This window comes from Actinomadura madurae, from assembly GCF_900115095.1.
Lineage (GTDB): Bacteria > Actinomycetota > Actinomycetes > Streptosporangiales > Streptosporangiaceae > Spirillospora > Spirillospora madurae.
On sequence record NZ_FOVH01000002.1, the window covers coordinates 776,013 to 799,304 of the forward strand.

At 74.0% G+C, this 23,292-nt stretch carries 20 protein-coding genes; 8 read left to right on the forward strand and 12 right to left on the reverse strand.

The window, feature by feature from the left end; translation table 11 throughout:
• Positions 1–17 precede the first annotated feature (17 nt).
• Together BM339_RS09155 and BM339_RS09160 are read left to right on the forward strand one after the other, a co-directional pair.
• Entirely contained in the window at positions 18–974 is a 957-nt protein-coding gene (locus tag BM339_RS09155; protein ID WP_075020511.1) for an ATP-binding cassette domain-containing protein, read from the forward strand.
• On the forward strand, positions 971–1,765 hold the full coding sequence (locus BM339_RS09160; RefSeq protein ID WP_075020512.1) for an ABC transporter permease: 795 nt from the start codon (positions 971–973) through the stop codon (positions 1,763–1,765). Before BM339_RS09155 ends, BM339_RS09160 begins: the two co-directional genes overlap by 4 nt.
• Here BM339_RS09160 and BM339_RS09165 read toward each other — a convergent pair.
• The 3 genes from BM339_RS09165 to BM339_RS09175 all read right to left on the reverse strand — a co-directional run bounded on the left by BM339_RS09165 (position 1,762) and on the right by BM339_RS09175 (position 3,912).
• Entirely contained in the window at positions 1,762–2,466 is a 705-nt protein-coding gene (locus BM339_RS09165; RefSeq protein ID WP_024935552.1) for a hypothetical protein, read from the reverse strand. The two genes, BM339_RS09160 and BM339_RS09165, sit on opposite strands and share 4 nt — an antisense overlap.
• A 124-nt stretch (positions 2,467–2,590) precedes the next feature.
• Complete coding sequence (locus BM339_RS09170) at positions 2,591–3,316, reverse strand: anti-sigma factor family protein (RefSeq protein WP_081842674.1); 726 nt, start codon at positions 3,314–3,316, stop codon at positions 2,591–2,593.
• Complete coding sequence (locus BM339_RS09175) at positions 3,313–3,912, reverse strand: sigma-70 family RNA polymerase sigma factor (RefSeq protein ID WP_021598916.1); 600 nt, start codon at positions 3,910–3,912, stop codon at positions 3,313–3,315. Before BM339_RS09175 ends, BM339_RS09170 begins: the two co-directional genes overlap by 4 nt.
• A 319-nt stretch (positions 3,913–4,231) precedes the next feature.
• Between BM339_RS09175 and BM339_RS09180 the strand changes: the two genes are divergently transcribed.
• The gene (locus tag BM339_RS09180) at positions 4,232–4,909 is read left to right on the forward strand and encodes a nucleotidyl cyclase domain-containing protein (protein ID WP_256255272.1); all 678 of its coding nucleotides are present in this window, start codon (positions 4,232–4,234) and stop codon (positions 4,907–4,909) included.
• Between the two features lie 70 nt (positions 4,910–4,979).
• On the opposite strand, the gene BM339_RS09185 is transcribed toward BM339_RS09180, so the two are convergent.
• Positions 4,980–5,759, reverse strand: coding sequence for a class I SAM-dependent methyltransferase (locus tag BM339_RS09185; RefSeq protein ID WP_021598918.1), 780 nt, complete (start codon positions 5,757–5,759; stop codon positions 4,980–4,982).
• Positions 5,760–5,859: 100 nt separating this feature from the next.
• Here BM339_RS09185 and BM339_RS09190 point away from each other — a divergent pair, with 100 nt between their 5' ends.
• Together BM339_RS09190 and BM339_RS09195 are read left to right on the forward strand one after the other, a co-directional pair.
• Positions 5,860–6,402 carry a CGNR zinc finger domain-containing protein gene (locus BM339_RS09190; RefSeq protein ID WP_256255273.1) on the forward strand — a complete coding sequence of 181 codons (543 nt, stop codon included), beginning with the start codon at positions 5,860–5,862 and terminating at the stop codon, positions 6,400–6,402.
• Positions 6,403–6,433: 31 nt separating this feature from the next.
• The gene (locus BM339_RS09195) at positions 6,434–6,901 is read left to right on the forward strand and encodes an SRPBCC family protein (RefSeq protein ID WP_033332177.1); all 468 of its coding nucleotides are present in this window, start codon (positions 6,434–6,436) and stop codon (positions 6,899–6,901) included.
• A gap of 117 nt (positions 6,902–7,018) precedes the next feature.
• On the opposite strand, the gene BM339_RS09200 is transcribed toward BM339_RS09195, so the two are convergent.
• The 8 genes from BM339_RS09200 to BM339_RS09235 form a co-directional block, all read right to left on the reverse strand.
• Entirely contained in the window at positions 7,019–9,499 is a 2,481-nt protein-coding gene (locus BM339_RS09200; protein WP_075020515.1) for a GMC oxidoreductase, read from the reverse strand.
• Positions 9,500–9,502: 3 nt separating this feature from the next.
• Complete coding sequence (locus BM339_RS09205) at positions 9,503–10,597, reverse strand: alpha/beta hydrolase (protein ID WP_021598922.1); 1,095 nt, start codon at positions 10,595–10,597, stop codon at positions 9,503–9,505.
• Positions 10,598–10,733: 136 nt separating this feature from the next.
• Entirely contained in the window at positions 10,734–13,676 is a 2,943-nt protein-coding gene (locus BM339_RS09210; protein WP_075020516.1) for a helix-turn-helix transcriptional regulator, read from the reverse strand.
• Positions 13,677–13,925: 249 nt separating this feature from the next.
• A complete protein-coding gene (locus tag BM339_RS09215; RefSeq protein ID WP_075020517.1) occupies positions 13,926–15,359 on the reverse strand; it encodes a rhamnulokinase in 1,434 nt (477 codons plus the stop codon).
• The gene (locus BM339_RS09220) at positions 15,356–15,976 is read right to left on the reverse strand and encodes a LutC/YkgG family protein (protein WP_256255274.1); all 621 of its coding nucleotides are present in this window, start codon (positions 15,974–15,976) and stop codon (positions 15,356–15,358) included. The genes BM339_RS09215 and BM339_RS09220 overlap by 4 nt, the downstream gene beginning before the upstream one ends.
• Complete coding sequence (locus BM339_RS09225; protein WP_420883407.1) at positions 15,973–17,430, reverse strand: LutB/LldF family L-lactate oxidation iron-sulfur protein; 1,458 nt, start codon at positions 17,428–17,430, stop codon at positions 15,973–15,975. The genes BM339_RS09220 and BM339_RS09225 overlap by 4 nt, the downstream gene beginning before the upstream one ends.
• Positions 17,427–18,143, reverse strand: coding sequence for a (Fe-S)-binding protein (locus BM339_RS09230; protein WP_021598288.1), 717 nt, complete (start codon positions 18,141–18,143; stop codon positions 17,427–17,429). The genes BM339_RS09225 and BM339_RS09230 overlap by 4 nt, the downstream gene beginning before the upstream one ends.
• Complete coding sequence (locus tag BM339_RS09235; protein ID WP_075020518.1) at positions 18,140–19,204, reverse strand: LacI family DNA-binding transcriptional regulator; 1,065 nt, start codon at positions 19,202–19,204, stop codon at positions 18,140–18,142. The genes BM339_RS09230 and BM339_RS09235 overlap by 4 nt, the downstream gene beginning before the upstream one ends.
• A 302-nt stretch (positions 19,205–19,506) precedes the next feature.
• Between BM339_RS09235 and BM339_RS09240 the strand changes: the two genes are divergently transcribed.
• The 3 genes from BM339_RS09240 to BM339_RS09250 all read left to right on the forward strand — a co-directional run bounded on the left by BM339_RS09240 (position 19,507) and on the right by BM339_RS09250 (position 23,220).
• Positions 19,507–21,045 (forward strand): sugar ABC transporter ATP-binding protein, encoded by a 1,539-nt coding sequence (locus BM339_RS09240; RefSeq protein WP_024935545.1) that lies wholly within the window; start codon positions 19,507–19,509, stop codon positions 21,043–21,045.
• Between the two features lie 76 nt (positions 21,046–21,121).
• Complete coding sequence (locus BM339_RS09245) at positions 21,122–22,234, forward strand: ABC transporter permease (RefSeq protein ID WP_021598292.1); 1,113 nt, start codon at positions 21,122–21,124, stop codon at positions 22,232–22,234.
• A complete protein-coding gene (locus BM339_RS09250; RefSeq protein WP_021598293.1) occupies positions 22,231–23,220 on the forward strand; it encodes an ABC transporter permease in 990 nt (329 codons plus the stop codon). The genes BM339_RS09245 and BM339_RS09250 overlap by 4 nt, the downstream gene beginning before the upstream one ends.
• Positions 23,221–23,292 lie beyond the last annotated feature (72 nt).

The following is a 23,292-nucleotide window of genomic DNA, read 5'->3' on the forward strand; positions in this document are numbered from 1 at the left end:
ATAGTTTGGAGGACGGGGTGACGGAACCACGGATCGCGGTCTCCGCCGAGGGGCTGCGCAAGCGCTACGGCGGCACCGAGGCCCTGGCGGGGCTCGACCTGCGCGTCCCCGCCGGCACCGTGCACGGGCTGCTCGGCCCGAACGGCGCGGGCAAGACCACCGCCGTCCGGATCCTGACCACGCTCACCCGGCCGGACGGCGGTACCGCCCGCGTCGCCGGGCACGACGTGGTCCGCGAGCCGGACGAGGTGCGGCGCCGGATCGGGCTCGTCGGGCAGCACGCGGCGGTCGACGAGATCCTCGGCGGCCGGCAGAACCTCGTCATGTTCGGCCGCCTCCACCACCTCGGCGCGAAGGAGGCGCGGCGGCGCGCCGACGAGCTGCTGGAGCGGTTCCGGCTGGCCGACGCGGCAGCCAAGCCCGCCGGGGAGTACTCCGGGGGCATGCGGCGGCGCCTCGACCTGGCCGCGTCCATGATTCTCGCGCCGCCGGTGCTGTTCCTGGACGAGCCGACCACCGGACTCGACCCGCGCAGCCGGGGCGAGGTGTGGGACGCGATCCGCGCCCTGGTCGGCGGCGGCACGACCGTCCTGCTCACCACCCAGTACCTGGAGGAGGCCGACCGGCTCGCCTCCGGCATCTCGGTGATCGACCGCGGCCGCGTCATCGCCGAGGGCACCCCCGACGCGCTGAAGGCCCGCCTCGGCGGCGACCGCATCGAGGTCGTCCTGGACGACCCCGGGTCGCTCACCGCCGCCGCCGGGATCGTCGGGAAGGTCGCGGCCGGCGAGGTGGACGTCGACGCCGAGACCCTGCGCGTCGGGGCGCCGGTGTCCGGCCGGGCCGCCGCGCTGACCGAGGCCGTCCGGGCCCTGGACGAGGCGGGCGTCGCCGTCGCCGACATCGGCCTGCGCCGCCCCACCCTGGACGAGGTGTTCCTGCACCTCACGGAGAAAGAGGAGGTGCCCTCATGAGTGTCGAGGCACTGCGCTGGGCCGTCGCCGACGGGCGGACCCTGACCGGGCGGGCCCTCGCCCACTGGGCCCGCAGGCCCGGCGAGGTCGCGGTCGGGCTGCTGTTCCCGGTGATGGTCGTGCTGATGATGGGCTACCTGTTCGGCGGCCAGATGGACGTGCCCGGCGGCGGGAACTACCGCGCGTTCATCGTCCCCGGCATGTTCGCCCTCACGATGGCGTTCGGCGTCGAGACCACGTTCACCGCGGTCGCGAGCGACGCCGCCAAGGGCGTGACGGACCGGTTCCGGTCGATGCCGATGTCGCCGTCCGCCGTCGTGGTGGGCCGCGCCACCGCCGACATGCTGCACTCGGTCGCCGCCCTGGCCGTCATGGCGGCGTGCGGCGTGCTCATCGGCTGGCGCGTCCACGACGGCCCGGTGCGGGCCCTCGCGGGGCTCGGGCTGCTGCTGCTCCTGCGGTTCGCGCTGATCTGGCTCGGCGTCTACCTCGGCCTGGTCGCCAAGGGGCCGGAGTCGGTGGCGGCGATCCAGATCCTGGTGTGGCCGATCGGGTTCCTGTCCAGCGCCCTGGTCGCGCCGAGCACGATGCCGGGCTGGCTCGGCGCGATCGCCGACTGGAACCCCATGTCGGCGACCGTGACGGCGTGCCGCGACCTGTTCGGCGACCCTGTCACCGGCGGGTCGTGGGCGGCGCAGCGCAGCCTGCCGCTCGCGGTGGCGTGGCCGCTGGTGATCGCGGCGGTGTTCGTCCCGCTGTCGGTACGCCGCTACCGCGCCCTCGGCCGCTAGGGCAGCAGGGACGCCCGGTGCCGCGCCAGCGCGAGCGCCGGGTAGCACGCCTCGGGCAGAGGCTCCGCGCCCGCGAGAGCGGCGCGGAGCCTCGCCCCCACGGCCGCGGCCTCGTGAGGCTGGACGACGCACAGCTCGGCCTGCATCGCCTGCCGTGCGGCCGACATCAGCGCCGGGACGTCCCCCACGATCACGACCTCCGCCGGGACGTCGCCATACGACAGCCGGACTGCCAGAGCGTGCATCCCGGCGGTTCCGGCGCCCTCGTAGCGGAACTCGCAGACCAGGCGGTCGCCGTCCAGCGGTCCTTCCTGGATCAGCCACGCCTGACCGGGGACGGCCCGCCCGAGCGAGCCCTCCCAGGGCGCGGCCGGGACGTCGCGGAGTCCGTCCGCCGCGCGCCCCGCCGCCCGGCGGCCCTCCGCCGGGCCGATCGCGGCGAGCGCCCGCAGGAACGTCCGGGCGCCCGGCGTCGCCGCCGCCCGCAGACAGCCGATCAGGTCGCCGAGCGCGGCACGCCGCCCCTGGACGTGCGGGGCCGCCGCCTCGAGATCGCCGAGCCGCGCGGACGCCCACACCTCCGCCTGCAGCGGGCCCGGCAGCGCGGGCAGGGCGTCCGCCTCACGGACGTAGGCCGCGTACACCTCGCGGAGCCCCGGCAGCATCAGCTCGGGGCCCGCGGACGGCCGGATCGCACTCACCGGACCAGCCTACGAGACCCGGCCCATGAGACGTGACGGAGCGGCGCGTCCGCGCGGCCGGTGCGGCCGGGCCGGCGTGGACGCGCCGCGGGTCCTGCGAAGGCCGGATCCAGAAGGCCCGGGCCTAGGCGGGGACGGTCAGCAGCGTGCGGCCCTCGCCGATCGTCCGGACCTCGAACCGGCTGATCTCCTGCGGCCGCAGCGCCGTGCCGCCCTGCACCGCGAGCCGCGGCTGCGCCGAGCCCGGCAGCCCGTACCCCTTGGCCGGGACGGCCCAGCCGACGACGGTGTGGGCCTTGCCGTTCTTGTCCACCGCGACCAGCTCGCAGCGCAGCGGCCCGTCCACCTTGCTGAGCTGCAGCCCGACGCGGCTGCCCCAGGCCTTCTGCTGCATCGCGACCGTGCCGGTGACGCCGGTGCCCTCGTCGGAGGCCGACATCAGCCGGCCCTCGCGCATCAGCGCGGCCGTGTCGCCGTCCTGACCGGCCGGGGCCCGCTCGCGGTCCGCGCCGAGGGTGAACCCGGTGCCGGCCGCGCCGCCGAGCAGCACGACCCCGGCCGCCGCCGCGGCCAGCGACCGGGCCGCGCGGTGGCGCCGCCGGCGGCGGATCCGGTGCCGCATCATGTCGGTGACCACCGCGGGCTCCGGCGGCGCGGGCATCGCCTCCACCGGGTCCTCGATCGGGCCGATGCCGTCGAGCGTCTCCGCCAGCCCGCGGAGCGCACCCAGCTCCTCGTGGCAGGAGTAGCAGGTCGACAGGTGGGCCTCGAAGGCGCGGCGGTCGGGCTCCTCCAGCAGGCCGAGGGCGTAGGCGCCGACGTCGACGTGCGGCATGTCCGGCGCTCTCATGGCGTCACGCCCCTCTCCTCCAGGGCGACGCGGAGCGCCCTGAGCGCGTAGTAGACCCGGGACTTCACGGTGCCCACGGGGATGCCGAGCTGCTTGGCGGCCTCGTTGACCGACCGGTCCCGGAAGAAGGTCTCGTTGAGGATCTCGCGGTGGGCGGGGGACAGCGCGAGGAGTGCTTCGGACACGACGACGGAGCGCAGCAGATCCTCCAACCCGTCGGGCACGCGCATGTTCTCCAGCGGGCCCTCGCCCGCCTCCTGCGGCCGTGCGTTCTTGCGGCGCTGGTCGTCGATGACGATCCGGCGGGCGACCGTCGCCAGCCACGGCAGCAGGGAGGTCGCGTTCTCGTCGAGCTGGTGCGCGCTGCGCCACGCGCGGATCATCGTCTCCTGCACGACGTCCTCGGCCCAGTGCCGGTCGCCGCCGGTGAGGCGGAGGACGAACGACAGCAGCGGACGGCCGTACACGCGGTACAGCTCGGTCACGATCACCTGGTCGTCGACGCCTCCGGCGGGCTGCGGGCCGCGGAACCAGCTCCACGGTCCGGGAGGGCGTTCGCGGGTGGCCGACGCGGCGGCCGGTGATCTGTGGGCCATCGGGGGTCTCCGGGCGGGTGCGAGGGGCGGGTCGACGCGGTGACCGTGGGTGTCACGTTGGGAGGCAGTACGGGACCCCTGGGCCCGCCGGTTCAACTGGAGACCGTTTCGAGGCGAATTTTCCAGTTGCTCCCTTACTTGTTCGCGACCTTTTCCTTACCCCCGGGGCGGACGCCCCCCGGGCCGCGTCTCAGGTTCGTAGGGGGACGGCAGGATCCGAACGACCGCGCCAGGGTCTTCGCCGGGCACATTCATTCCGGTCGTGGAGCGAATGAGGGCACCGAGCCCATTTGCCCAACCGATGACGAGGGGCGGCAGAGTGAAGGGAAACGGGGAAGCACAGCTCAGCTACCGCCTGCTGCTGGCGGTGGACATCCAGGGGTACAGCCGGCGCGACACCCGCGAGCAGCTGCGCGCGCAGCGGCTGCTCTCGGACGCGCTCGACCGCGCGGCCCGGGGCGTCGGCCTCGACCGGGCCGGCTGGGACAAGCAGGTCGGCGGGGACGGGGAGCTCGCCACACTGCCGGACGGGGTCGACCCGGCGACGGTGGCCGGCGACTTCGTGATCGGCCTCGACGAGGCGCTGCGCGTGGTCAACGAGGACGCCGGCCGGTTCCGGCTGCGGGTGCGGCTCGCGCTGCACCACGGCACGCTCACCGCGGGGCCGTTCGGCCCGGCCGGCGACGCGCCGATCGTCGTCCAGCGGCTGCTGGACGCGACGCCGCTGCGCCGCCTGCTGATCGACGACGAGGACCGCGACCTGGCCTACGTCGTGTCGGACTCGCTGTTCGACGACGTCGTGCGGACCGGGTTCTGCGCCCTGCCGCCGGGAGACTTCCACGCCGTCAAGGTCGTCGCGAAGGGCGCGGCGTTCCGCGGCCACATCCTCACCGGCCGCGCGGCCCGCTCCGGCGCGCCGTCCGCGCGGGGCGGCCAGGATCCCGGGCTCGTCCCGCGAGCCCGCGTCCTGGACTTCCCCGCCCTCGCCGCGAGGTGAGAGGCGTCGGGAGGGCGAGCACGTCCGCGGCCGGGGCCGGTGATCGCCGGAGGGCCCGCCGCGTGGCGGGTCAGACGGGCAGAAGGGCGGCGAGCAGCCGGTTGTGGCCGTGCTGCCACAGCGTGCCGATCTCGGTGAAGCCGGCCGTGCGCAGCGCCTCGGTGTGCGCGGACAGCAGGCGGGCCGGCGCGCCGTGGTGCCCGGTGACGTCGTCGGCGCTCTGCGCGCGCAGGCCGGCGAAGGCGGGGTCGGCGCCGATCGCCTCCCACCACTGCGCCCAGGTCTCCGGGCGCGGGACGGCCGCATGCCGCCGGGCCGCCGCCCGTTCCCGCACTGCGCCCTCCAGCCGGTCCAGGCCGGGCGTTGCGTCGTCGGCGTGCAGGTCGTCGCCGTTGAGGAACAGCCCGCCGGGGCGCAGTACGGTCGCCAGCTCGGCGTAGACCACGCGCAGGTCGGCGGGGGAGATCCAGTGCAGCGCGGTGGTGCTCACGGCGGCGTCGGCCTGCCGGGGCAGCCGCAGCCGGGCGGCCCAGCCGGGCTCGCGCAGGTCGAGCGTGGTGAAGGCGATGCCGTCGCGGCCGGCGTGCACGGCCCGGCCGAGCGACAGCAGCAGGGGGTCGGCGTCGATGGCGACGACGGTGGCGGCGGGGATCCGGTCGAGGATGCGGCCGGCGAGCGAGCCGGGCCCGCAGCCGAGGTCCAGCACCAGCGGGTCGGGACGCTCCGCGGCCGCCTCCACCGCGTCGATCATCACGGTGAAGCGGTCCTCGCGATCGGGGACGTACCCCTCCTGCTGGGCGTCCCAGCGCGCGATCCAGGTACCGGCGGCCTCCCGGCCGAGCAGCGTCATGACTCCTCCTGTGACTGTCATGTAGCCTTTGACCAGTGACAAGCTAACCCGGAAGGGCGTAACTGGTCAAGTGAACTTCAACAGTCATACCGATGGCGTGGTGGCGTCCGCCGTGAAGCTCGTCAACGGGCTGACCGAGGGGGAGCGGCGCGGGCGGCCCTACACGCCGCCCACCGGGGAGGGCCTGGCCGCCGTGGGCATGGAGGCCCTCCAGGGCATCAGCAGGCGCACCGCCCTGACCGCGGACGAGGCCGCCGAGTTGGCCGCCGTCGCCCGCGAGCTGCGCGTGGTGTTCGAGGCCGTCGCCGCCGGCGACGTGAACGCCGCCGCAGGGCAGCTGAACCGGCTGCTGGCGCGGACCCGGGCCAGGCCCCGGCTGGCACGCCACGACGGCGAGCCGTGGCACCTGCACTTCCACGGCGAGGGCGGCACCATCACCACCGACTGGGGCGCCACCTGCGCGACCGGTCTCGCGGTCGTCCTCGGCGGCGAGATGCACGACCGCCTCGGCGTCTGCACCGCGCCGCACTGCGACCGCGTCTACGTCGACACCTCCCGCAACGGCACCCGCCGGTTCTGCGGGACCGCCTGCCAGAACCGCGTCAAGGCCGCCGCGTTCCGCGCCCGCGCCCACTCCTCCTGACACCCCGCCAACGGCGGTGTAGCGTGTGGCGATGATCCAGGCCACCGCCACCACCACCGCCGCGCCCGAGGATCTGTTCCGGCACCTCGCCGTCCCCGAGGCGTGGGGCCGCTGGGGCAGGTTCCCCACCCCGGCCAGGCAGGCGCGCAAGGGCGACACGACCACCTACGGCGTCGGGACGGTCAAGAAGATCTGGCCGGCCAGCGAGCAGACCGTCGCCTACGAGCCCTATACGCACTTCGGCTACATCGCGCTGAGAGGGCTCCCCGTCCGCCGCTACCGCTCCGACGTCCACCTGGAGAACGGCGGGCACCTCGAGAATGGCGGGCAGGGCACCCTCATCCGGTGGGAGGCGACGTTCGAGCCGCTGATCCCCGGAACCGGCGCGCTGGTCGGGTTCGGGCTGCGGCTGATGCTGAAGACGTTCGTCAAGTGGCTGCCCGCGCACGTCGAGGACTGCCCCGCCGACTGCCCCGCCCGCCGGGCGGGCGACATCTGACCCGGACAGGGGCCGGAGGCCGCGCGACCCCCCGCGCGACCTCCGGCGAAAAGGTGCAGGCCGAGAGCACCCCGCAGTTCCCTCGGCCTGCACGACCTTGGCCCCCCTCGGCCCCTCTCAGGCGGGGTCCGGGCCGTAGACCTCCCACAGTTCCCCGGCGAAGAACCTGCCGAAGTCGAGCAGCTTGCCCGCCCCGTCCGGGCCCGACGTGCGGAACGTCGTGAGCTGCCGCGCGAAGTCCGTCAGCTGGATGTGCAGGACGCCCGCCGCGACGATCTCGGCGGCCTCCTCCTCGTCCTCGCCCACATGCCCCTCCAGCAGGCGCACGTAGAGCGTGCTGGTGTCCGGCCAGATCCGCGTCGGCGGCCCGTGCAGGACGTTCTTGTGCCCGCTCAGCGTGCGCGGCCGGTCCTCCCCGTCGGTGTAGAACAGCCGGTACTTCATCAGCCGCCGGTCGTCCTCGCCGTCGGCGACGAACAGGTTGAACGTGCCCTTCTCGACCGGGCGGCGGCCGCCGTCGCCGGCCGCGTCCACCCAGCCCTCGGCCTTCGCCTCGTGCCCGGGCTCGGCCAGGAACCGGTCGGTGTCCGCCGCGGTGATCGTCAGCCGGAACGACAGGGGCCGGCGCCCCTCGGCCAGCTCGCCGATCCGCGGATCGCTCTCGCCGTAGGTGACGAAGCCCTTCATCTCCTCGGTGAACGACAGCGACGTACGGCCGGCAGCCACATGGGACGGTCCCCGTGCCCCATCGTGACTCCCCGATGCCGGACCGTACGCCGTGTGGGGGGACGCCCCCCCGCGCCCCCCGGAAACCGACTCGTACGCCGAGCCGTTCTCCCCCCCGCCCGGCGAGCCGGGTCCCCCGACCGGCTCGGCCCCCGTGGTGGACGGGACGGTGGTGCTGGAACCGCCCGCACCCCGTCGTGCGGACGAGTTCTCCAGCAGCCGCGTCGCCAGCCGGTCGGCGTGCGCGGCGATGGTGAGCGAGGGGTTCGGGCCCACCGGACCCGGCATCGCCGCCCCGTCGGCGATGTACAGGCCCGGGAACCCGAACACCTCACCGAAGGCGTCGCAGACGCCCTCGTCCCGGTGGGCGCCCATGGGGGCGCCGCCCAGCGGATGGACGGTGATGATCCGCTTGCGGAACCACATCGGGTTGTCGGCGTAGTGGGCGCCGAGCACGTCCGCGATCCCCTGCATCGTCCTGCGGACCCGGGTGAACAGCTCCTCGCTGGTCTCCGACGTCCAGTCGGCGGCGAGCCGGCCGTCCTTCAGCCGCAGCCGCCCGTCGGCGGTGTCGCGGCCCATCCCGAGCAGCGGCAGCGAGCTGACGGTCAGCGCCCCGTCGCCGATCAGGTCGGAGATCTCCTTGGACAGGTTGGTGTCCGGCGCGTCCCGGAAGAAGTCGGTGAACCGGTTCCACAGGAACTTCACCGCGCGCTCGAAGTCGTTGCCGACGTCGAAGCCGTCGACGATCCAGTCGGTGAACCCCGGGTAGCCGCCGTCCTCGATGTAGGCGCCGCGGCCCGCGCCGGGCACGCCGTCCAGCTCGTCCGGCAGCCGGATCGCCGTGGTGATCACCGGGCCGCGGCTGGCGTTCAGCGGCCGGACCCGGTTGCGGTCCTTGGCCCGCATCAGGAACGTCAGCAGGTCGCCGTTGCCGCTGAAGCGGGTGCCGAGCGCGTCGCTCAGCCCGGGGAACGCCTCCCGCGACTTCAGCAGCAGGAACGTCGTGCCGTAGGTGCCGGCGCCCAGGACCAGCCGGTCGCAGGAGATCGTCCGGATCGGCAGGCGTTGCTTCTTCGCGGTCAGGTCGACGTGGTGGACGTAGTCGACCTCGTACCCGCCGCCCGGCCGCGGCCGGATCGCCTTGACCTCGTGGGACGTGCGGATGTCGGCGCCGTGGTGCGCCGCGGCCGACAGGTAGGTGTGGTCGAGGCTGTTCTTGGCGCCCTCGTTGCAGCCGATGTCGCACTCGCCGCACAGCCGGCACGTCCGCCGGGGGACGCCGTGGACGTTGCCGTACCCGGCGTCCACGATCGGCAGGCTCAGGCCGGGCGTGCCGCCGGGCCGCGAGGCGAAGCTGACCGCGAGCGGCGGCAGCGTGCACTGCAGGCCGAGCTCGGCCGCCGCGTCCTGCATCGCGTGCGTCTTCGGGGTGTCGTCGAACGGGACCTGCTCCAGCGGGTAGGGCCTCGCGCCCATCATCTTCTCGACCGCGTCGTAGTGCGGGTCGAGGTCGGCGCGGGAGATCGGCCACGACTCGTACCCGCCGCCGGGCAGCGGCTGGTCGTGGACGAACCAGCGCTCGTCCTTGCGCAGCAGCACGTTCGCGTAGATCAGGGAGCCGCCGCCCAGCCCCGACGAGACGACGGAGTCGCAGCCCTTGAAGCTCCAGACGTCGAACATGCCGTACAGCCCGGCGTCCGGGTCCCAGAACGCCCGTCCCATCTCCGCGGGGGAGCGCGGGAAGGCGCCCGGCGGGTACGGCTGGCCGCGCTCCATCAGCACCACCCGCCGGCCCGCCTCGGCCAGCCGGTAGGCGGCGACGGAGCCGCCGAAGCCGGACCCGATCACGACGGCGTCCACGTGCTCCATGCGTCAGCCCGCCTTCCGCTTGAGGAAGTCGAGCACCTGCGGCAGCACCTCGATGTCGATGCTCTTGCCCATGAAGACGTCCTGGTGGCCGTAGCCCGGCAGGATCGCCAGCTCGTGCCGGCCCGGCGCGATCTTCTCAAGGGCGCGGTGGCAGACGATGTTCGAGTCGGTGAACACGTTGTTGCGGTCTCCGGTGAGGAACAGGATCGGCGTGGTGACCTCGGCGGCGCCGGCCAGGTAGTCGTCCGGCAGGCTCGCGTGCCGGGCGGAGCGGGGGGCGTACTTCACCGCGCGGCCGGCCTTCACCATCGCGTGGATGTGCCGGTAGTAGTGGACGTTGCACGCCCCGAACAGGTCGGGCAGGCGCCCGTGCGTGACCGGCGACATCTTCTCGTGCGTGAAGATCGGCTTGCCGCCGCCCCACATGAAGCTGAGCATGTGGCAGGCCGGCTCGGCGCAGTCGCGGTGGAACGGCCCGACCGCCTTGGCGAGCGTCCAGCCGCGGGTCAGCACGGGGGCGGCCCCGTAGCGCGGGTCGAGATGGCACGGTCCGACGACGTACTCCATCAGCGCCGGCCCGTATGCGAGCTTGACCCTCGACCAGAGCGGCGTCCGCGGCGTCAGCGAGACGCTGTTGCAGACGAGGCTGGTGACGCCGGTGACGGTCCCGGCGAACAGGGCCATGGAGAACGACACGGCGCCCAGGCAGTGGGAGATCACGTGCACGCGCCGGCCCCCGATGTGGCGGCGCAGCTCGGCCATCGCCGCCGGGTGGTCGAAGAGCGCGATGTCGTCGAGGTTGTAGCGCTGGGTCTCGGCGTTGTAGGGGAACCGGCCGCTCATCCGGAAGTCCAGCGCCCACACGTCGCCGAACCCGGCGTCGTGCAGGTAGTTCACCAGGTTGGCGTGCTCCGGCATGATGTACATGTCGCTGGACGTCGTCAGGCCGTGCACCAGCAGGACCACGTCGTCGCTCTGCGCGCGGCGGAACCGGGTCAGGGTCAGGCCGAGGCCGTCCCCGGTCGCGAAGGGGTGCACGGACACGTCGGCATCGGCGACGCCCGCGTGCGTGAAGCGCGCGATCCGCTCCTGGTCCATGGTGATCCCCTCCGGCGTTTCCGACGCCCTAACCTTGCCAAACCCGAATATCGGCGCGGCATCGTGGAGAACCCGTACTTACGTGCGCTGCGGGGTCTGGCGCGCGTACGGGACGTACGTGATGTAAGAGTCGGATCTAGGCGGAACGGTTCATAGCGGTCGCGACACCGACGCGCGAGGAGACGCCGATCTTGGCGAACACGCGGGAGAGATGGGTCTCGACCGTCCGGACGCTGAGGAACAGCTGCTCGGCGATCTGCTGGTTGCTCTTGCCCTCGGCGACCAGCAGCGCGATCTCGTGCTCGCGCGGCGAGAGCCCGAACGGCAGGTCCTTCTTGGCGCCCTTGGGCCGGCCCTGGGGCGCGGGCGTGGTCGGCACCCGGACGCCGAGGCGGCGCTGCTCGCGGACGGTCTGGGCCAGCAGCCCGCGCATCCCGCACGCCTCGAAGGTCTCCGCCGCCGCGCGCAGCCGCTCGCGGGCCGCGGTGCGCTCGCCGGCGGCGGCGTGCGCGACGCCGGCGGCCAGCTCGGCGCGGCCGGCCTCGGGCCGGCGGCCCGCCTTGGCGAGCAGGCCGGCGGCCTCCGCGGCCAGCGCGGCCGACGCGGCCGGGTCGCTCGCCCGGACGGCGTGCGCACGGGTCAGCTTCGCCAGCCCGACGTCGCCGGTCAGCGCCGGATTGGCGATCGCGTCGGCGATGCCGGCCCACGCGGCGGCGTCGGCGTGGTCCTCCTGCGCGGCGCGGACCGCGGCCAGCGCCTCGGCGCAGATCACCAGCGTGCTGAAGTCCAGGCCCTGGGTGCCGTCGCCGCACGCGGCGATCAGCGCGGTCGCGCCCTCCTCCAGCCGCCCCTCGTTGATCACCGCGATGGCGCGCGCGACGTGCGCCATGTGGGTCCACCACTCGCCCGAGCCGGTGTCGTTGGCGACGGCCTCGTCCCCGGCGCGGACCGCCCGCTCGTGGTCGCCGATCCAGCTCGCCGTGAGGCACTGCTGCATCAGCCCGTAGGCCAGCACCTCCTTGGACCGCAGGTCGCGGCCGACGGCGGTGGCCTCGTCGGCGACGGCGGAGGCCTCCTCCAGCCGCCCGAGCTGGGTGAGGACGCGCGACTGCCCGGCCAGCATGTAGCCGAGGATGAACGTCTGGCCCGTCGTCCGGGTGATCGACACCAGCCGCTCGACGTGCCGCAGCGCCTCGTCGTACATGCCGAGGAACGACTCGGCGAACACCAGCCAGGCGAAGCAGTCCAGGCAGTCGGCGAAGTCGTTGTCGGACGCGGCCGAGAACAGCTGGTCGGCGGTCCGCGCGTAGGCGATCGCCTCGTCGATCTGGCCCCGCCCGTACGACACGATCGGGCGCATCGACGCCACCGCCGCGGTCAGCCCGGGGCCCCAGCCGGGGTCCCGTTCGGGAATGCTGTCCAGGACGGCCTGCGACCCGCGGGTGTCGATCTTCTGGATGCGGTCGGCGACGAGCCGGATCCGCAGCAGCACCGCCTCGGGCGTCTGCCGGTCGGTGATGCGGCGCAGCTCGTCCAGCACCAGGGCGCGAGCCTCGTGGATCCGGCCGAGCTGGCGCTCCATCACCGCGCACATGTGCACGGTGCGGGCGCGGCGGACGGTGTCGTCGGGCGGCAGCAGGCCGAGCAGGGTGCGGGCGCTGTCGCGGCCCTCCTCGGCGTGGCCGCTGACCGCCTGCGCCTGGGCCAGCTCGACCAGCAGCGCGAGGCGGTCCGGGTAGGCGGCGTCGGCGCCGTCGGGCATCAGGTCGAGGGCGGCCTGCAGCCAGTACGCGGCGGTGCCGGGCGCCTGCTGCGCCACGACGCGGGCGGCCTCCACCAGCGTCCGGATCGCCTCGGCGTCGCCGAACCGCGCCGACCGCACCACGTGGTGGGCGCGGACGGCCGCCGGGGCGCCCAGCTCGGCCAGCCGCGAGGAGACACGGGAGTGCGCGGCGATCCGCCAGCCGGCCGCAGTGGAGGCGTAGGCGACGTGCCGCACGAGGGGGTGCCGGAACCGGAACCGGCCGCCCGGCGCGGGCCGCACCACGTCGTGGCCGGTCAGCACGTCCAGGGCGGTGAGCGCGGCGTTCTGCTCCATCTCCGCGGCGACGGCGGCGAGCGCGGGCTCGAACACGTCCGCGGCGACGGCGGCGCCGCGCGCCATCCGCAGCGCCTCGGGCGGCAGCGCGCTCAGCTCCACCTGCAGCGCCGCCCGCACCGGCGGCGGCACCTCGGTGAGGCTCGCCACGCCCTTCTGCCAGCTCTGCCGGTCGATGCCGTCGCCGCCCGCCGGGGCGGCCCCGTCCGGCATCTTCGACAGCGCCTCAAGGTAGAAGGGGTTGCCGCCGCTGGCCTTGAACAGGGCCCTGCACCGGGTGTGGCTGACGTCCGGGCCGAGGAACTCCCTGACCTCGCTCTCGCTGAGCGGGTCGACGGCGACCCGCACGCCCTGCGGGCCGGCCGCGTCCACCAGCGCCGCCAGCCGCGGCGACGCCTGGGCGGGCCGGTAGGCGACCGCGACCAGCACCCGGCCGCGCGGCGGGTGCCGGACGAGATGGTCCAGCAGTTCGATGGTCGCGTCGTCGGCCCAGTGCAGGTCGTCCAGGATCAGCACCAGCCCGGACGGCTCGGCCAGGTCCTCCAGCAGGTGCCGGACGGTCCGGTGCAGCTGGTAGCGCGCCGTCCGGGACTCCGGGGAGGCGGCGGGCGGCTCGCCGGTGATGTCGGCGAGCGCGGGGAACACCGTCCCCAGCAGCCGCAGCGCGCCCTGCGACAGGTGCAGGGTCTGGTCTTCGAGGTGGTCGTCGAGGGCGTCGACGACGGCGCCGAACGGCATCTCCTGCTCGAACTCGGCCGCCCGGCCCGCCACGTACGGCAGCTTGCGCGCGCCCGCGGCGTCCGCCAGCTCGTTCAGCAGCCGCGACTTGCCCGCGCCGGGCTCGCCGACCATCGCCAGGAAACCGTAGCCGCCCTCGGCCGCGTCCAGCACGCGGTCGATCTCGCGCAGCGCGTCGCGCCGGCCGACCAGCGGGCCGTTGCCGGGCCGCCCCCCGGCGCCGCGGGCCGCACGACCCTCCATGCTCACACCCCACCAGGCGGTCGATACGCCGTGATCCTGCTCGTCGTCGTGGTCCCTGAGAACTGGCGGACTTACCTTATCGGGTGGAACGTCAATAAGGTGGGGCAACACGCCCCCGCCCGCGCGCGGTGCCCGCGGGCCGGTCTCCTCCGTCCATTAGCAATGAACGGCCCTCGGGCGCCCCATGTCAACCTTGGGAAGGTAAACCGTCCCGGCACCGTGACATCCCGGGGCGCCCGGAGGCACGGGTCAGCCCTCCAGCCCCAGGCGGGCGGCGGCTTCCCTCCAGCGCGCCTCGTCCCCGGACGGCGTGTAGCGGCGGACGTCCTGGGTGGCGGCCACCAGCGCCCGGCACTCGGCCAGGCCGCCGGCCGCGCCGTGGGCGCGGGCCTGGATCAGGACGTTGCCGAGCGCGGTCGCCTCCACCGGACCCGCCACCACCGGCAGGCCGCCGGCGTCGGCGGTCAGCCGGCACAGCAGGTCGTTGCGGCTGCCGCCGCCGACCAGGTGGACGACGTCGACGTCCCGGCCCGACAGGCGGGACGCCTGGCGGAGCGCGGCGCGGTGCGCCAGGGCGAGGCTGTCCAGGATGCAGCGGACGGTCTCGGCCCGGGTCGACGGCTCGGGGAACCCCCGGCGGCGGCAGTGCGCGGCGATCCGGGCGGGCATGTCGCCGGGCGGCAGGAACTCCGGGTCGTCGGGGTCGACGAGGGAGCGCAGGCCCGGGACGTCCGCGGCCTCGGCGAGCAGGGCGGGCAGGTCGGGGCCGCCCCAGGTGCGCAGGGACTCCTGGAGCAGCCACAGCCCCATCACGTTCCGCAGGTAGCGGACCGTCCCGTCGACGCCGCCCTCGTTGGTGAAGTTGGCCTTGCGGCTCGCCTCGGTCAGGACGGGCGCGTCCAGCTCCACCCCCACCAGCGACCAGGTGCCGCACGAGATGTAGGCGAACCGCTCCGTCGTCGCGGGCACGGCGACGACGGCGGACGCGGTGTCGTGGGAGCCGACGGCCGTGACGGGCAGGGCGCCGTGGCCGGTCTCGGCCGCCACGTCCGGCCGGAGCGCGCCGATCACCGAGCCGGGGTCGCGGAGCGGCGGGAGGATCGCCGCCGGCAGGTCCAGCCGGGCGAGGAGCTCCCGCGACCAGGTGCCTTCGCGGACGTCCAGGAGGCCGGTCGTGGACGCGTTGGTCCGCTCCGCGCCGATCTCGCCCGTCAGCCAGTAGGCCAGCAGGTCCGGGATCAGCAGGAGCGTGCTCGCCGCGGCCAGGTCGTCCGCCGCCAGCTGGTAGATCGTGTTGAACGGCAGGAACTGCAGGCCGGACGCCTGGTAGAGCAGGTCGTCGCCCAGCTCGGCGCGGATCCGCTCCATCACCCCGGCCGTGCGGCCGTCGCGGTAGTGGACGGGATTGCCGAGCAGGTCGCCGTCCCCGTCCAGCAGGCCGTAGTCGACCGCCCACGAGTCGATGCCGGCCGACACCAGGCCGTGCGGCGCGGCGCGCAGGCCGTCCAGGACGTTGCCGTAGAGCCCGAGGACGTCCCAGTGCAGGGTGCCGTTGACCCTGACCGGGCGGTTCGCGAAGCGCCGGACCTCGTCCAGGGCGAGGGTGCCCGGCCCGACGCGCCCGGCCATCACACGGCCGCTCGACGCCCCCAGGTCCACGGCGGCGAAGGTCGCTTCGCTCATGTGACGACCAGCACCTCCAGCGTCCTCGGCCCGTGCACGCCCTCGACGCGGGACAGCTCGATGTCGCTCGTGGCCGACGGGCCCGACACGAACGTCAGCGGGCGCCGAGGGTCCAGCCGTTCGAGCGCCTCCGGCACGTCCGGGGCGACCTGGTCCGCCAGGACGACGATCAGGTGGTAGTCGGGGACGAGCGACAGCGCGCGCACCCCCTGCGCGGCGCCGTGGTCGAGCACGATCGTGCCCGTCTCGGCGATGGCGGCGGCGCAGCCGGTGACCGCGCCCGCGAGCCCGTCCAGGGACGGGACCGACGGGTCGCGGACGATCACGTCCCCCGCCGCGGACGTCCACTCCTCCGGCAGGTCGGACGGAACGCCGTACGAGCCGGGACGGGCCGCGAGCCGCTCCGCGACCGTCGCGGCGATCTCCGCCGGGGAGACCCGCAGGACCGTCGCCCGGTAGTGGGCGACCCGCTCCGCGAACAGGTCGAGCACGCCGTCCTCGTGGTGGCGGCGCAGGTAGCCGCGGTCGATCCGGTCGTAGGAGGCGGCGACCTCGGCGGCCGGCCGTTCGGGCATCACCCGCTCGATCCGGCCGAGGATCTCCTCGCGCGCGTTCACGTGTCCTCCCCCTCCTTCCGGCCGCCGTCCGTGCGGGCCCACCAGGCGCGGAACGACTCGGGCGGCGGCGCGGGCGCGTCCCGCGTCTCGGTCCACGCGCTCAGCGGGCCGGGCAGCCGCCGGATCCGGCCGCGGCGCGCCACGGCGCGGCGGCTCGCGGACGCGGCGCGCTGCGCCAGCGCCAGCCGGGTGGGGGAGCGCAGCGTCCACCCGGCCGCCGCCATCGCCACCCGTTCCAGCGGATGGCGCGGGCCCTTCTCCACGGCGCGGGCCCGCAGGTGGACGAGCACCTCCGGGATGTCGATCGCGACCGGGCACACCTCGAAGCACGCCCCGCACAGCGACGAGGCGTAGGGCAGTGAGGCGTCCACCTTCGACCCGATGCCCCTGATCTGGGGCGACAGGATCGCGCCGATCGGCCCCGGATACGGCGACCCGTAGGCGTGGCCGCCCGCGCGCTGGTAGACCGGGCACACGTTCAGGCACGCGGAGCATCGGATGCAGCGCAGCGCCTGCCGGCCCACCTCGTCGGCCAGCGTGTCGGTGCGGCCGTTGTCGAGCAGGACGAGGTGGAAGTCGCGCGGGCCGTCGCCGGGGGAGACGCCCGTCCAGGCGGAGGTGTAGGGGTTCATCCGCTCGGCCGTGGACGAGCGGGGCAGCAGCTGCAGGAACACCTCCAGGTCCCGCCAGCCGGGCACGATCTTCTCCACGCCCATCACCGAGATCAGCGTCTCGGGGAGCGTCAGGCACATCCGCCCGTTGCCCTCCGACTCCAGCACGACGAGCGAGCCGGTGTCGGCGACGGCGAAGTTCACCCCCGACACCCCGACCTTCGCCGACAGGAACTTGGCGCGCAGGTGCCGCCGGGCGGCCTCGGCCAGCTCGGCGGGGGAGTCGGTCAGGCCCTCCGGCGCGTCCCGCATCGTGCGCAGGAAGATGTCGCGGATGTCGGACCGGTTCCGGTGGATCGCCGGGACGAGGATGTGCGACGGCCGGTCGTCCCCGAGCTGGACGATCAGCTCGGCGAGGTCGGTCTCGTAGGCGGTGATGCCCTCCTCGGCGAGGAACTCGTTGAGGCCGATCTCCTGCGTGGCCATCGACTTGACCTTGACGACCTCGGTCTCGCCGGTCGCCTTCACCAGGTCGGCCACGATCCGGTTGGCCTCGGCCGCGTCCCGCGCCCAGTGCACCGTCCCGCCGGCCTCGGTGACCTTCTCCTCCAGCAGCCGCAGGTAGTGGGAGAGGTTCTCCAGGACGTGGTCCTTGATCTGCTTGCCCGCCTCGCGCAGCGCGGACCAGTCGTCCAGCTCCGCGACCGCGGAGGCGCGCCGCCCCCGGATCGTCGTGGTCGCGTGCGCCAGGTTGCCGCGCAGCCGGGTGTCGGCCACCGCGCGCCGGGCGGCGTCCGGGAACGACGGCATCCCGACGTAGGTCGGCATCTTCGCTTCGCTCATCGTGACGGGTCCTCCTCCGTGGAGGCGAGGATCTCGGCCAGGTGGACGGCCCGCACCCCCGCGCGTGTGCGGGTGAGCGCGCCCCCGATGTGCATCAGGCAGGAGTTGTCGGCCGCGCACAGCGCCTCGGCCCTCGTCTCCCGGACGGCGGTGACCTTGTCCGCGCACATCGCCGCCGACACCTCGGAGTTCTTCAGCGCGAACGTCCCGCCGAACCCGCAGCACTCGGCGGCGTCCGGCAGGTCGACCAGGTCGATGCCGCGGACCTCGCGCAGCAGCCGCAGCGGGCGGTCGCCCACGTGCAGCATCCGCAGCGAGTGGCACGTCGGGTGGTAGGTGACGCGGTGCGGGAAGTACGCGCCGACGTCGGTGACGCCGAGGACGTCCACCAGGAACTCCGACAGCTCGTACACCCGCGACGCCACCCCGGCCGAGCGCGGCGCCAGCCTCGGATGCCAGTCCCGGATCATCGCCCCGCACGAGGCGGACGGCGTCACGATCGCGTCGTAGGGCTCGAACGTCTCGGCGAACCCCTTGACCAGGGGGAGCGCTTGCCGCCGGTAGCCGGTGTTGAGATGCATCTGCCCGCAGCAGGTCTGCGTTTCGGGGAACTCGACGTCGTGGCCGAGCCGCCGCAGCAACCGGACCACCGCCTTGCCCGTTCCCGGGAACATCGTGTCGTTGACGCAGGTGAGGAACAGCGCGACCTTCATGAGGCGCCTCCGGACGGGGAGCGGCTGGACTCGCGGACCACCAGTTCGGGTTGGAACATGACCTGCTGGTGGGCGTGCCCGCCCGATTCGTCGCACTCCTCCAGCAGCAGCTCGGTCGCGATCCGGCCGAGCTGGTACGTGGGCTGCCGCACCGAGCTGAGCGGGACGGCCGCCGCGGCCGAGAACTCGATGTCGTCGTACCCGATCAGCGCGACGTCAGTCGGCACCTTCACCCCGGCCTGCAGCAGGACGCGCAGCACACCGAGCGCGAGCAGGTCGTTCGCGCAGAAGATCGCGTCGGGCAGCGGCGGGCCCGCCTCCGGCAGCCGCCGCGCCGCCTCCTGCCCGGACCGGGCGTTCATCGCCCCGACGGCCACCTCGCGCATCGCCTCGCGGCCGAGGCCGGCGGCGCGCAGCGCCCGCAGCGCGCCCTTGCGGCGGTCGGCGCACTGGCGCAGCACCGTCGGCCCGGTGACGAACGCGAGCGTGCGGGCGCCGCCGTCCAGCAGCTCGCCGGCGGCCAGCTCGCCGCCCGCGACGTCGTCGACGGCGACCGAGCACTGGTTGGCGCGCGGCGTCGGATGGTCGAGCAGCACCACCGGGACGTTGCGCTCGCGCAGCCGGTCGGCGGTCTCGCCGTCGTCGCCGACCGGGGTCAGCAGCACGCCGCGGACCCGCTGCTCGGCGAACACCCGCAGGTTGCGCTGCTCCCGCTCGTTCGACTCGCCCGACGACGACAGGATCACCGCGTAGCCGCGCTCGCTGGCGGTGTCCTCCACGCCGCGCGCCACGTCGGTGAAGAACGGGTTGCCGAGGTCGAGCACCATGAGGCCGATCGTGCTGCTGTGCCCGGCGCGCAGCGTGGACGCCGAGCCGTTGCGGACGAAGCCCAGCTCGCGGATCGCCCGCTCGACCCGGGCCCGGGTCGCCGCGGCGACCCGCTCGGGCCGGTTGAGCACGTTGGACACGGTGCCCGGCGAGACACCGGCGTGCGCCGCGACCTGCTTGATCCCGACCGTTCTGCCCGGGTTCTCGGGACGTCCGGTGTCGTCTGTGCTCAATCGGTGTGCCCCCGGTCCGTCCGCGTGCCGTGTCGCCGCTCACTTTGGGTCATCGGATTAAAACGTGTCAACCCCGGAGTCGGGACGCGGGCCCGGCAAACCTCGCTGGCCGGTCCCGGCCGCGGCCGATTCCGAAAACTTCGCCGCCCTTGCGAGCACGGGCTTTGCGCAGGCTCGGCGGGGGGCCGCCGAGAGATCACCTCTTGACGAGTGCTCCGGCTCACATCTAGCGTCCTCCGCAACATCCTGTTAAAACGTTTTTCATTCGTACGTCACAGACGTCCCCCGCGAGGAGGGCCGCGATGGGTGCACCGGGCCGGTCGGCGCCGCCGACATTGGCACTGGTCAACGTGAGTAAGTCGTTCGGCGCCGTGCGCGCCCTCCAGGGCGTCACCCTGGAGCTCCACGCGGGCGAGGTGCACGCCCTGGCCGGGGAGAACGGCGCGGGCAAGTCCACGGTTGTAAAAACGTTCGCAGGCGTGCACCGCCCCGACGCGGGCGAGGTGCGGGTGGACGGCACGGCCGTCGCGTTCGGCGGGCCCGCCGACGCGCAGGCCGCCGGCGTCGCGGTCATCTACCAGGAGCCCACCCTGTTCCCCGACCTGTCGGTCGCCGAGAACATCTTCATGGGCCGCCAGCCGCGCGGCGCGCTCGGCCGCATCGACCGCCGCGCCATGCACGCCGAGGCCGCCCGGCTGTTCGGCCGGCTCGGCGTCGCGCTGGACCCCCAGCAGCCCGCCCGCGGGCTGTCCATCGCCGACCAGCAGGTCGTCGAGATCGCCAAGGCCATCTCCCGGGACGCGCGGGTCCTCATCATGGACGAGCCCACCGCCGCGCTCACCGGCCAGGAGGTCGCGCGGCTGTTCACGGTCACCCGCACCCTGCGCGACCAGGGCTGCGCCATCCTGTTCATCTCGCACCGGCTGGAGGAGATCTTCGAGCTCTGCCAGCGGGTCACCACGCTGCGCGACGGCACCTACGTCGGCACCGACCGGACCGAGGACATCACCGCCGACGACCTCGTCCGCCGGATGGTCGGCCGCGACCTGGACGCGCTCTACCCCAAGCAGGACGTCGCGCCCGGCGAGGTCGCGCTGAAGGTCAGCCGGCTGACCCGCGAGGGCGCCTTCACCGACGTCTCCTTCGAGGTCCGCCGCGGCGAGATCGTCGCGCTGGCCGGGCTCGTCGGCGCCGGGCGCAGCGAGGTCGCCCGCGCCGTCTTCGGCGTGGACCGCTGGGACGCCGGCCGCGTCGAGGTCGACGGCCGCGCGCTCCCCGCGGGGAGCCCCACCGCGGCGATGTCGGCCGGGCTCGCCCTCGTCCCCGAGGACCGCCGCCAGCAGGGCCTGGTCATGGACATGTCCATCGAGCGGAACATGGGCCTCACCCAGCTGAGGGCGCTGCGCCGGGAGACCGGGCGCGGCGGGCTGATCTCCCGCAAGGTCGAGCGCGACCGCGCCGCCGACTGGGGCCTGCGCCTCCAGCTCAAGTACTCCCGCCTCACCGACGCCGTCGGCGTGCTGTCCGGCGGCAACCAGCAGAAGGTCGTGCTCGCCAAGTGGCTGGCCACCGAGCCGGCCGTGCTGATCGTGGACGAGCCGACCCGCGGCATCGACGTCGGCACCAAGGCCGAGGTGCACCGGCTGCTGTCGGAGCTGGCCGCGCAGGACCTGGCGGTGCTGATGATCTCCTCCGACCTGCCGGAGGTGCTCGGCATGGCCGACCGCGTCCTGGTCATGCACGAGGGCCGGCTCACCGCCGAGATCGCCCGCGCGGACGCGACCGAGGAGAGCGTGATGGCCGCCGCGACCGGCCGCCCCGGCAGTGGAAAGGCGGCCTGATGACCGCAGCGAAGCGAGGATCTTCAGGCCGCCCGCCCTGGGGTCCGGGGGCCGCCCCCCAGAAAGGCAGGGCCTGATGACCGTCCTCGCACAGTCCCCGGCCAAGCCGGGCTCGGGCGGGCCGCCAGGCGGCGGCCGCCGCCTCGTCGACCTGGTGCTGCGCGCCCGCGAGCTGAGCATCCTCGGCGCCCTCGTCCTGCTCGTCGTCGGCACGACCCTCGCCAACCCGCGGTTCCTGTCGGGGCAGGGCGTCAAGGACATCTTCCTCAACGCCTCGATCCTGGTGCTGCTCGCCGTCGGGCAGAGCATGGTCGTCGTCACCCGCAACATCGACCTGTCGGTCGGGTCCGTCGTCGGGCTCGTGGCGTTCAGCGCCGGCAAGTTCGCCTCCGGCGGCGACCGCAACGTCGTGCTCGTCGTCCTGGTGGGCGTCCTCATCGGCCTGGTCTGCGGGCTGGTGAACGGCCTGCTGGTCAGCTTCTGCCGCGTCCCCGCCCTGGTGGTCACCCTCGGCACGCTCTACGTGATCCAGGGGCTCGACTACCGCATCGCGCACGGCGACCAGATCGGCGCCGCCGAGCTGCCGTCCTCGGTGCTCAAGCTCGGCAACGACGGCGTCCTCGGCATCCCGTACCTGCCGATCATCACCGTGATCGTGATGCTGGCCGTCGGCTTCTACCTGCGCTCCTACTCCTCCGGACGCGAGTTCTACGCGATCGGGTCCAGCCCCGAGGCCGCGATGCTCGCGGGCGTGCCGATCCGCCGCCGCGTCCTGACCGCCTACCTGGTCAGCGGCGCGCTGGCCGGCCTCGCCGGGGTGCTGTGGCTCGCCCGGTTCGGCACCGTCGTCGCGGACGCCGCGCACGGCTGGGAGCTGACGGTCGTCAGCGCCGTGGTCGTCGGCGGCGTCGCCATCACCGGCGGCGTCGGCACCGTGTACGGGGCGGCGCTCGGCGGGTTGCTGCTCACCACCATCGGCAGCGTGCTGGTGGTGCTCAAGGTCAACTCGTTCTGGCAGGACGCCATCACCGGTGTCCTCCTGCTGCTGGCCATCAGCGTCGACCGGCTCCTGGCGCTGCGCGTCACCCGGGCGCTCAAACAGCGGTCGCTGGAGTCCACCGTCCACCGGGACGTGAACGGCGGCGGCGCGGCCGGGACCGCCGAGGCTTCGAAGGAGGGCCGGGCATGAGCCGCCTGATGCGGTGGGAGACCGCCGTCACCGCGCTGCTGATCGTGGTGTTCGCGAGCGGGGCCGGGTTCTCGCCCGACTTCGCCAACAACGACAACCTGTCGTTCGCGCTGGACGACCTCAGCGAGATCGCGCTGATCGCGCTGCCGATGACGCTGCTGGTGGTCTGCGGGCAGGTCGACCTGTCGGTCGCCTCGATCCTCGGCCTGTGCAGCGCCCTGACCGGCAAGCTGTGGGACGGCGGCATGGCGATCGAGACGATCATCCCGATCGTGCTCGTCGTCGGCCTCGTCTGCGGGCTGGTCAACGGCCTGCTCGTCACCAAGCTCGGGCTGCCGTCCCTCGCCGTGACGATCGGCACGATGACCCTCTACCGGGGGCTGGCGTACGTGACCCTCGGCACCGGGGCGATCTCGGAGTTCCCCGTCGCCTACACCGACCTCGCGACCCAGTCCATCCCGGGCACCCCGATCCCGTACCCGATCGCGCTGTTCGCCGTGCTCGCCCTCCTCACCGGCGTCGTCCTGCACGCCACCGGCCTCGGGCGGTCGCTGTTCGCGATCGGCGCGCAGGAGGACGCCGCCTACTTCGCCGGCATCCGGGTCAAGCGCATCAAGCTCGTCCTGTTCGTGGTCTCCGGCCTCGTCGCCGGGTTCGCCGGCATCGTCTACACGCTCCGCTACGGCAGCGCCCGCGCCGACAACGGGCTCGGCCTGGAGCTCACCGTCATCGCGGCGGTGCTGCTCGGCGGCGTCGACTTCGACGGCGGCAAGGGCACCCTCGGCGGCGTCATCGCGGCCGTGCTGCTCATCGGCCTGCTCCGCAACCTGCTGATGCTCAACGACGTGTCCACCGAGGTCCAGTCCATCGTCACCGGGCTACTGCTCATCATCAGCGTCCTCACGCCGCGGCTGATCGCCGTGGTGCGCGAGGCACAAGGCCGGCGGCGGGGCGCGCGACCCGCGGTCCCCGCCGCCGCACCATGACCCGCCGAGACCGTCCCCCCGCCGCGTCCACCCCCACCCCGAAGCACGACCCGGAATTCTGAAAGGCACCCT

Excerpts from the sequence above, each read along its gene's own strand:
- BM339_RS09240 (WP_024935545.1), top strand. The coding sequence starts at position 19,507 with ATGGGTGCACCGGGCCGGTCGGCGCCGCCGACATTGGCACTGGTCAAC.
- BM339_RS09175 (WP_021598916.1), bottom strand. The coding sequence starts at position 3,912 with ATGGCCCACAGATCACCGGCCGCCGCGTCGGCCACCCGCGAACGCCCT.
- BM339_RS09195 (WP_033332177.1), top strand. The coding sequence starts at position 6,434 with ATGATCCAGGCCACCGCCACCACCACCGCCGCGCCCGAGGATCTGTTC.
- BM339_RS09250 (WP_021598293.1), top strand. The coding sequence starts at position 22,231 with ATGAGCCGCCTGATGCGGTGGGAGACCGCCGTCACCGCGCTGCTGATC.
- BM339_RS09210 (WP_075020516.1), bottom strand. The coding sequence starts at position 13,676 with ATGGAGGGTCGTGCGGCCCGCGGCGCCGGGGGGCGGCCCGGCAACGGC.
- BM339_RS09225 (WP_420883407.1), bottom strand. The coding sequence starts at position 17,430 with ATGAGCGAAGCGAAGATGCCGACCTACGTCGGGATGCCGTCGTTCCCG.
- BM339_RS09200 (WP_075020515.1), bottom strand. The coding sequence starts at position 9,499 with ATGGAGCACGTGGACGCCGTCGTGATCGGGTCCGGCTTCGGCGGCTCC.
- BM339_RS09215 (WP_075020517.1), bottom strand. The coding sequence starts at position 15,359 with ATGAGCGAAGCGACCTTCGCCGCCGTGGACCTGGGGGCGTCGAGCGGC.
- BM339_RS09230 (WP_021598288.1), bottom strand. The coding sequence starts at position 18,143 with ATGAAGGTCGCGCTGTTCCTCACCTGCGTCAACGACACGATGTTCCCG.
- BM339_RS09160 (WP_075020512.1), top strand. The coding sequence starts at position 971 with ATGAGTGTCGAGGCACTGCGCTGGGCCGTCGCCGACGGGCGGACCCTG.
- BM339_RS09185 (WP_021598918.1), bottom strand. The coding sequence starts at position 5,759 with ATGACGCTGCTCGGCCGGGAGGCCGCCGGTACCTGGATCGCGCGCTGG.
- BM339_RS09205 (WP_021598922.1), bottom strand. The coding sequence starts at position 10,597 with ATGGACCAGGAGCGGATCGCGCGCTTCACGCACGCGGGCGTCGCCGAT.
- BM339_RS09245 (WP_021598292.1), top strand. The coding sequence starts at position 21,122 with ATGACCGTCCTCGCACAGTCCCCGGCCAAGCCGGGCTCGGGCGGGCCG.
- BM339_RS09170 (WP_081842674.1), bottom strand. The coding sequence starts at position 3,316 with ATGAGAGCGCCGGACATGCCGCACGTCGACGTCGGCGCCTACGCCCTC.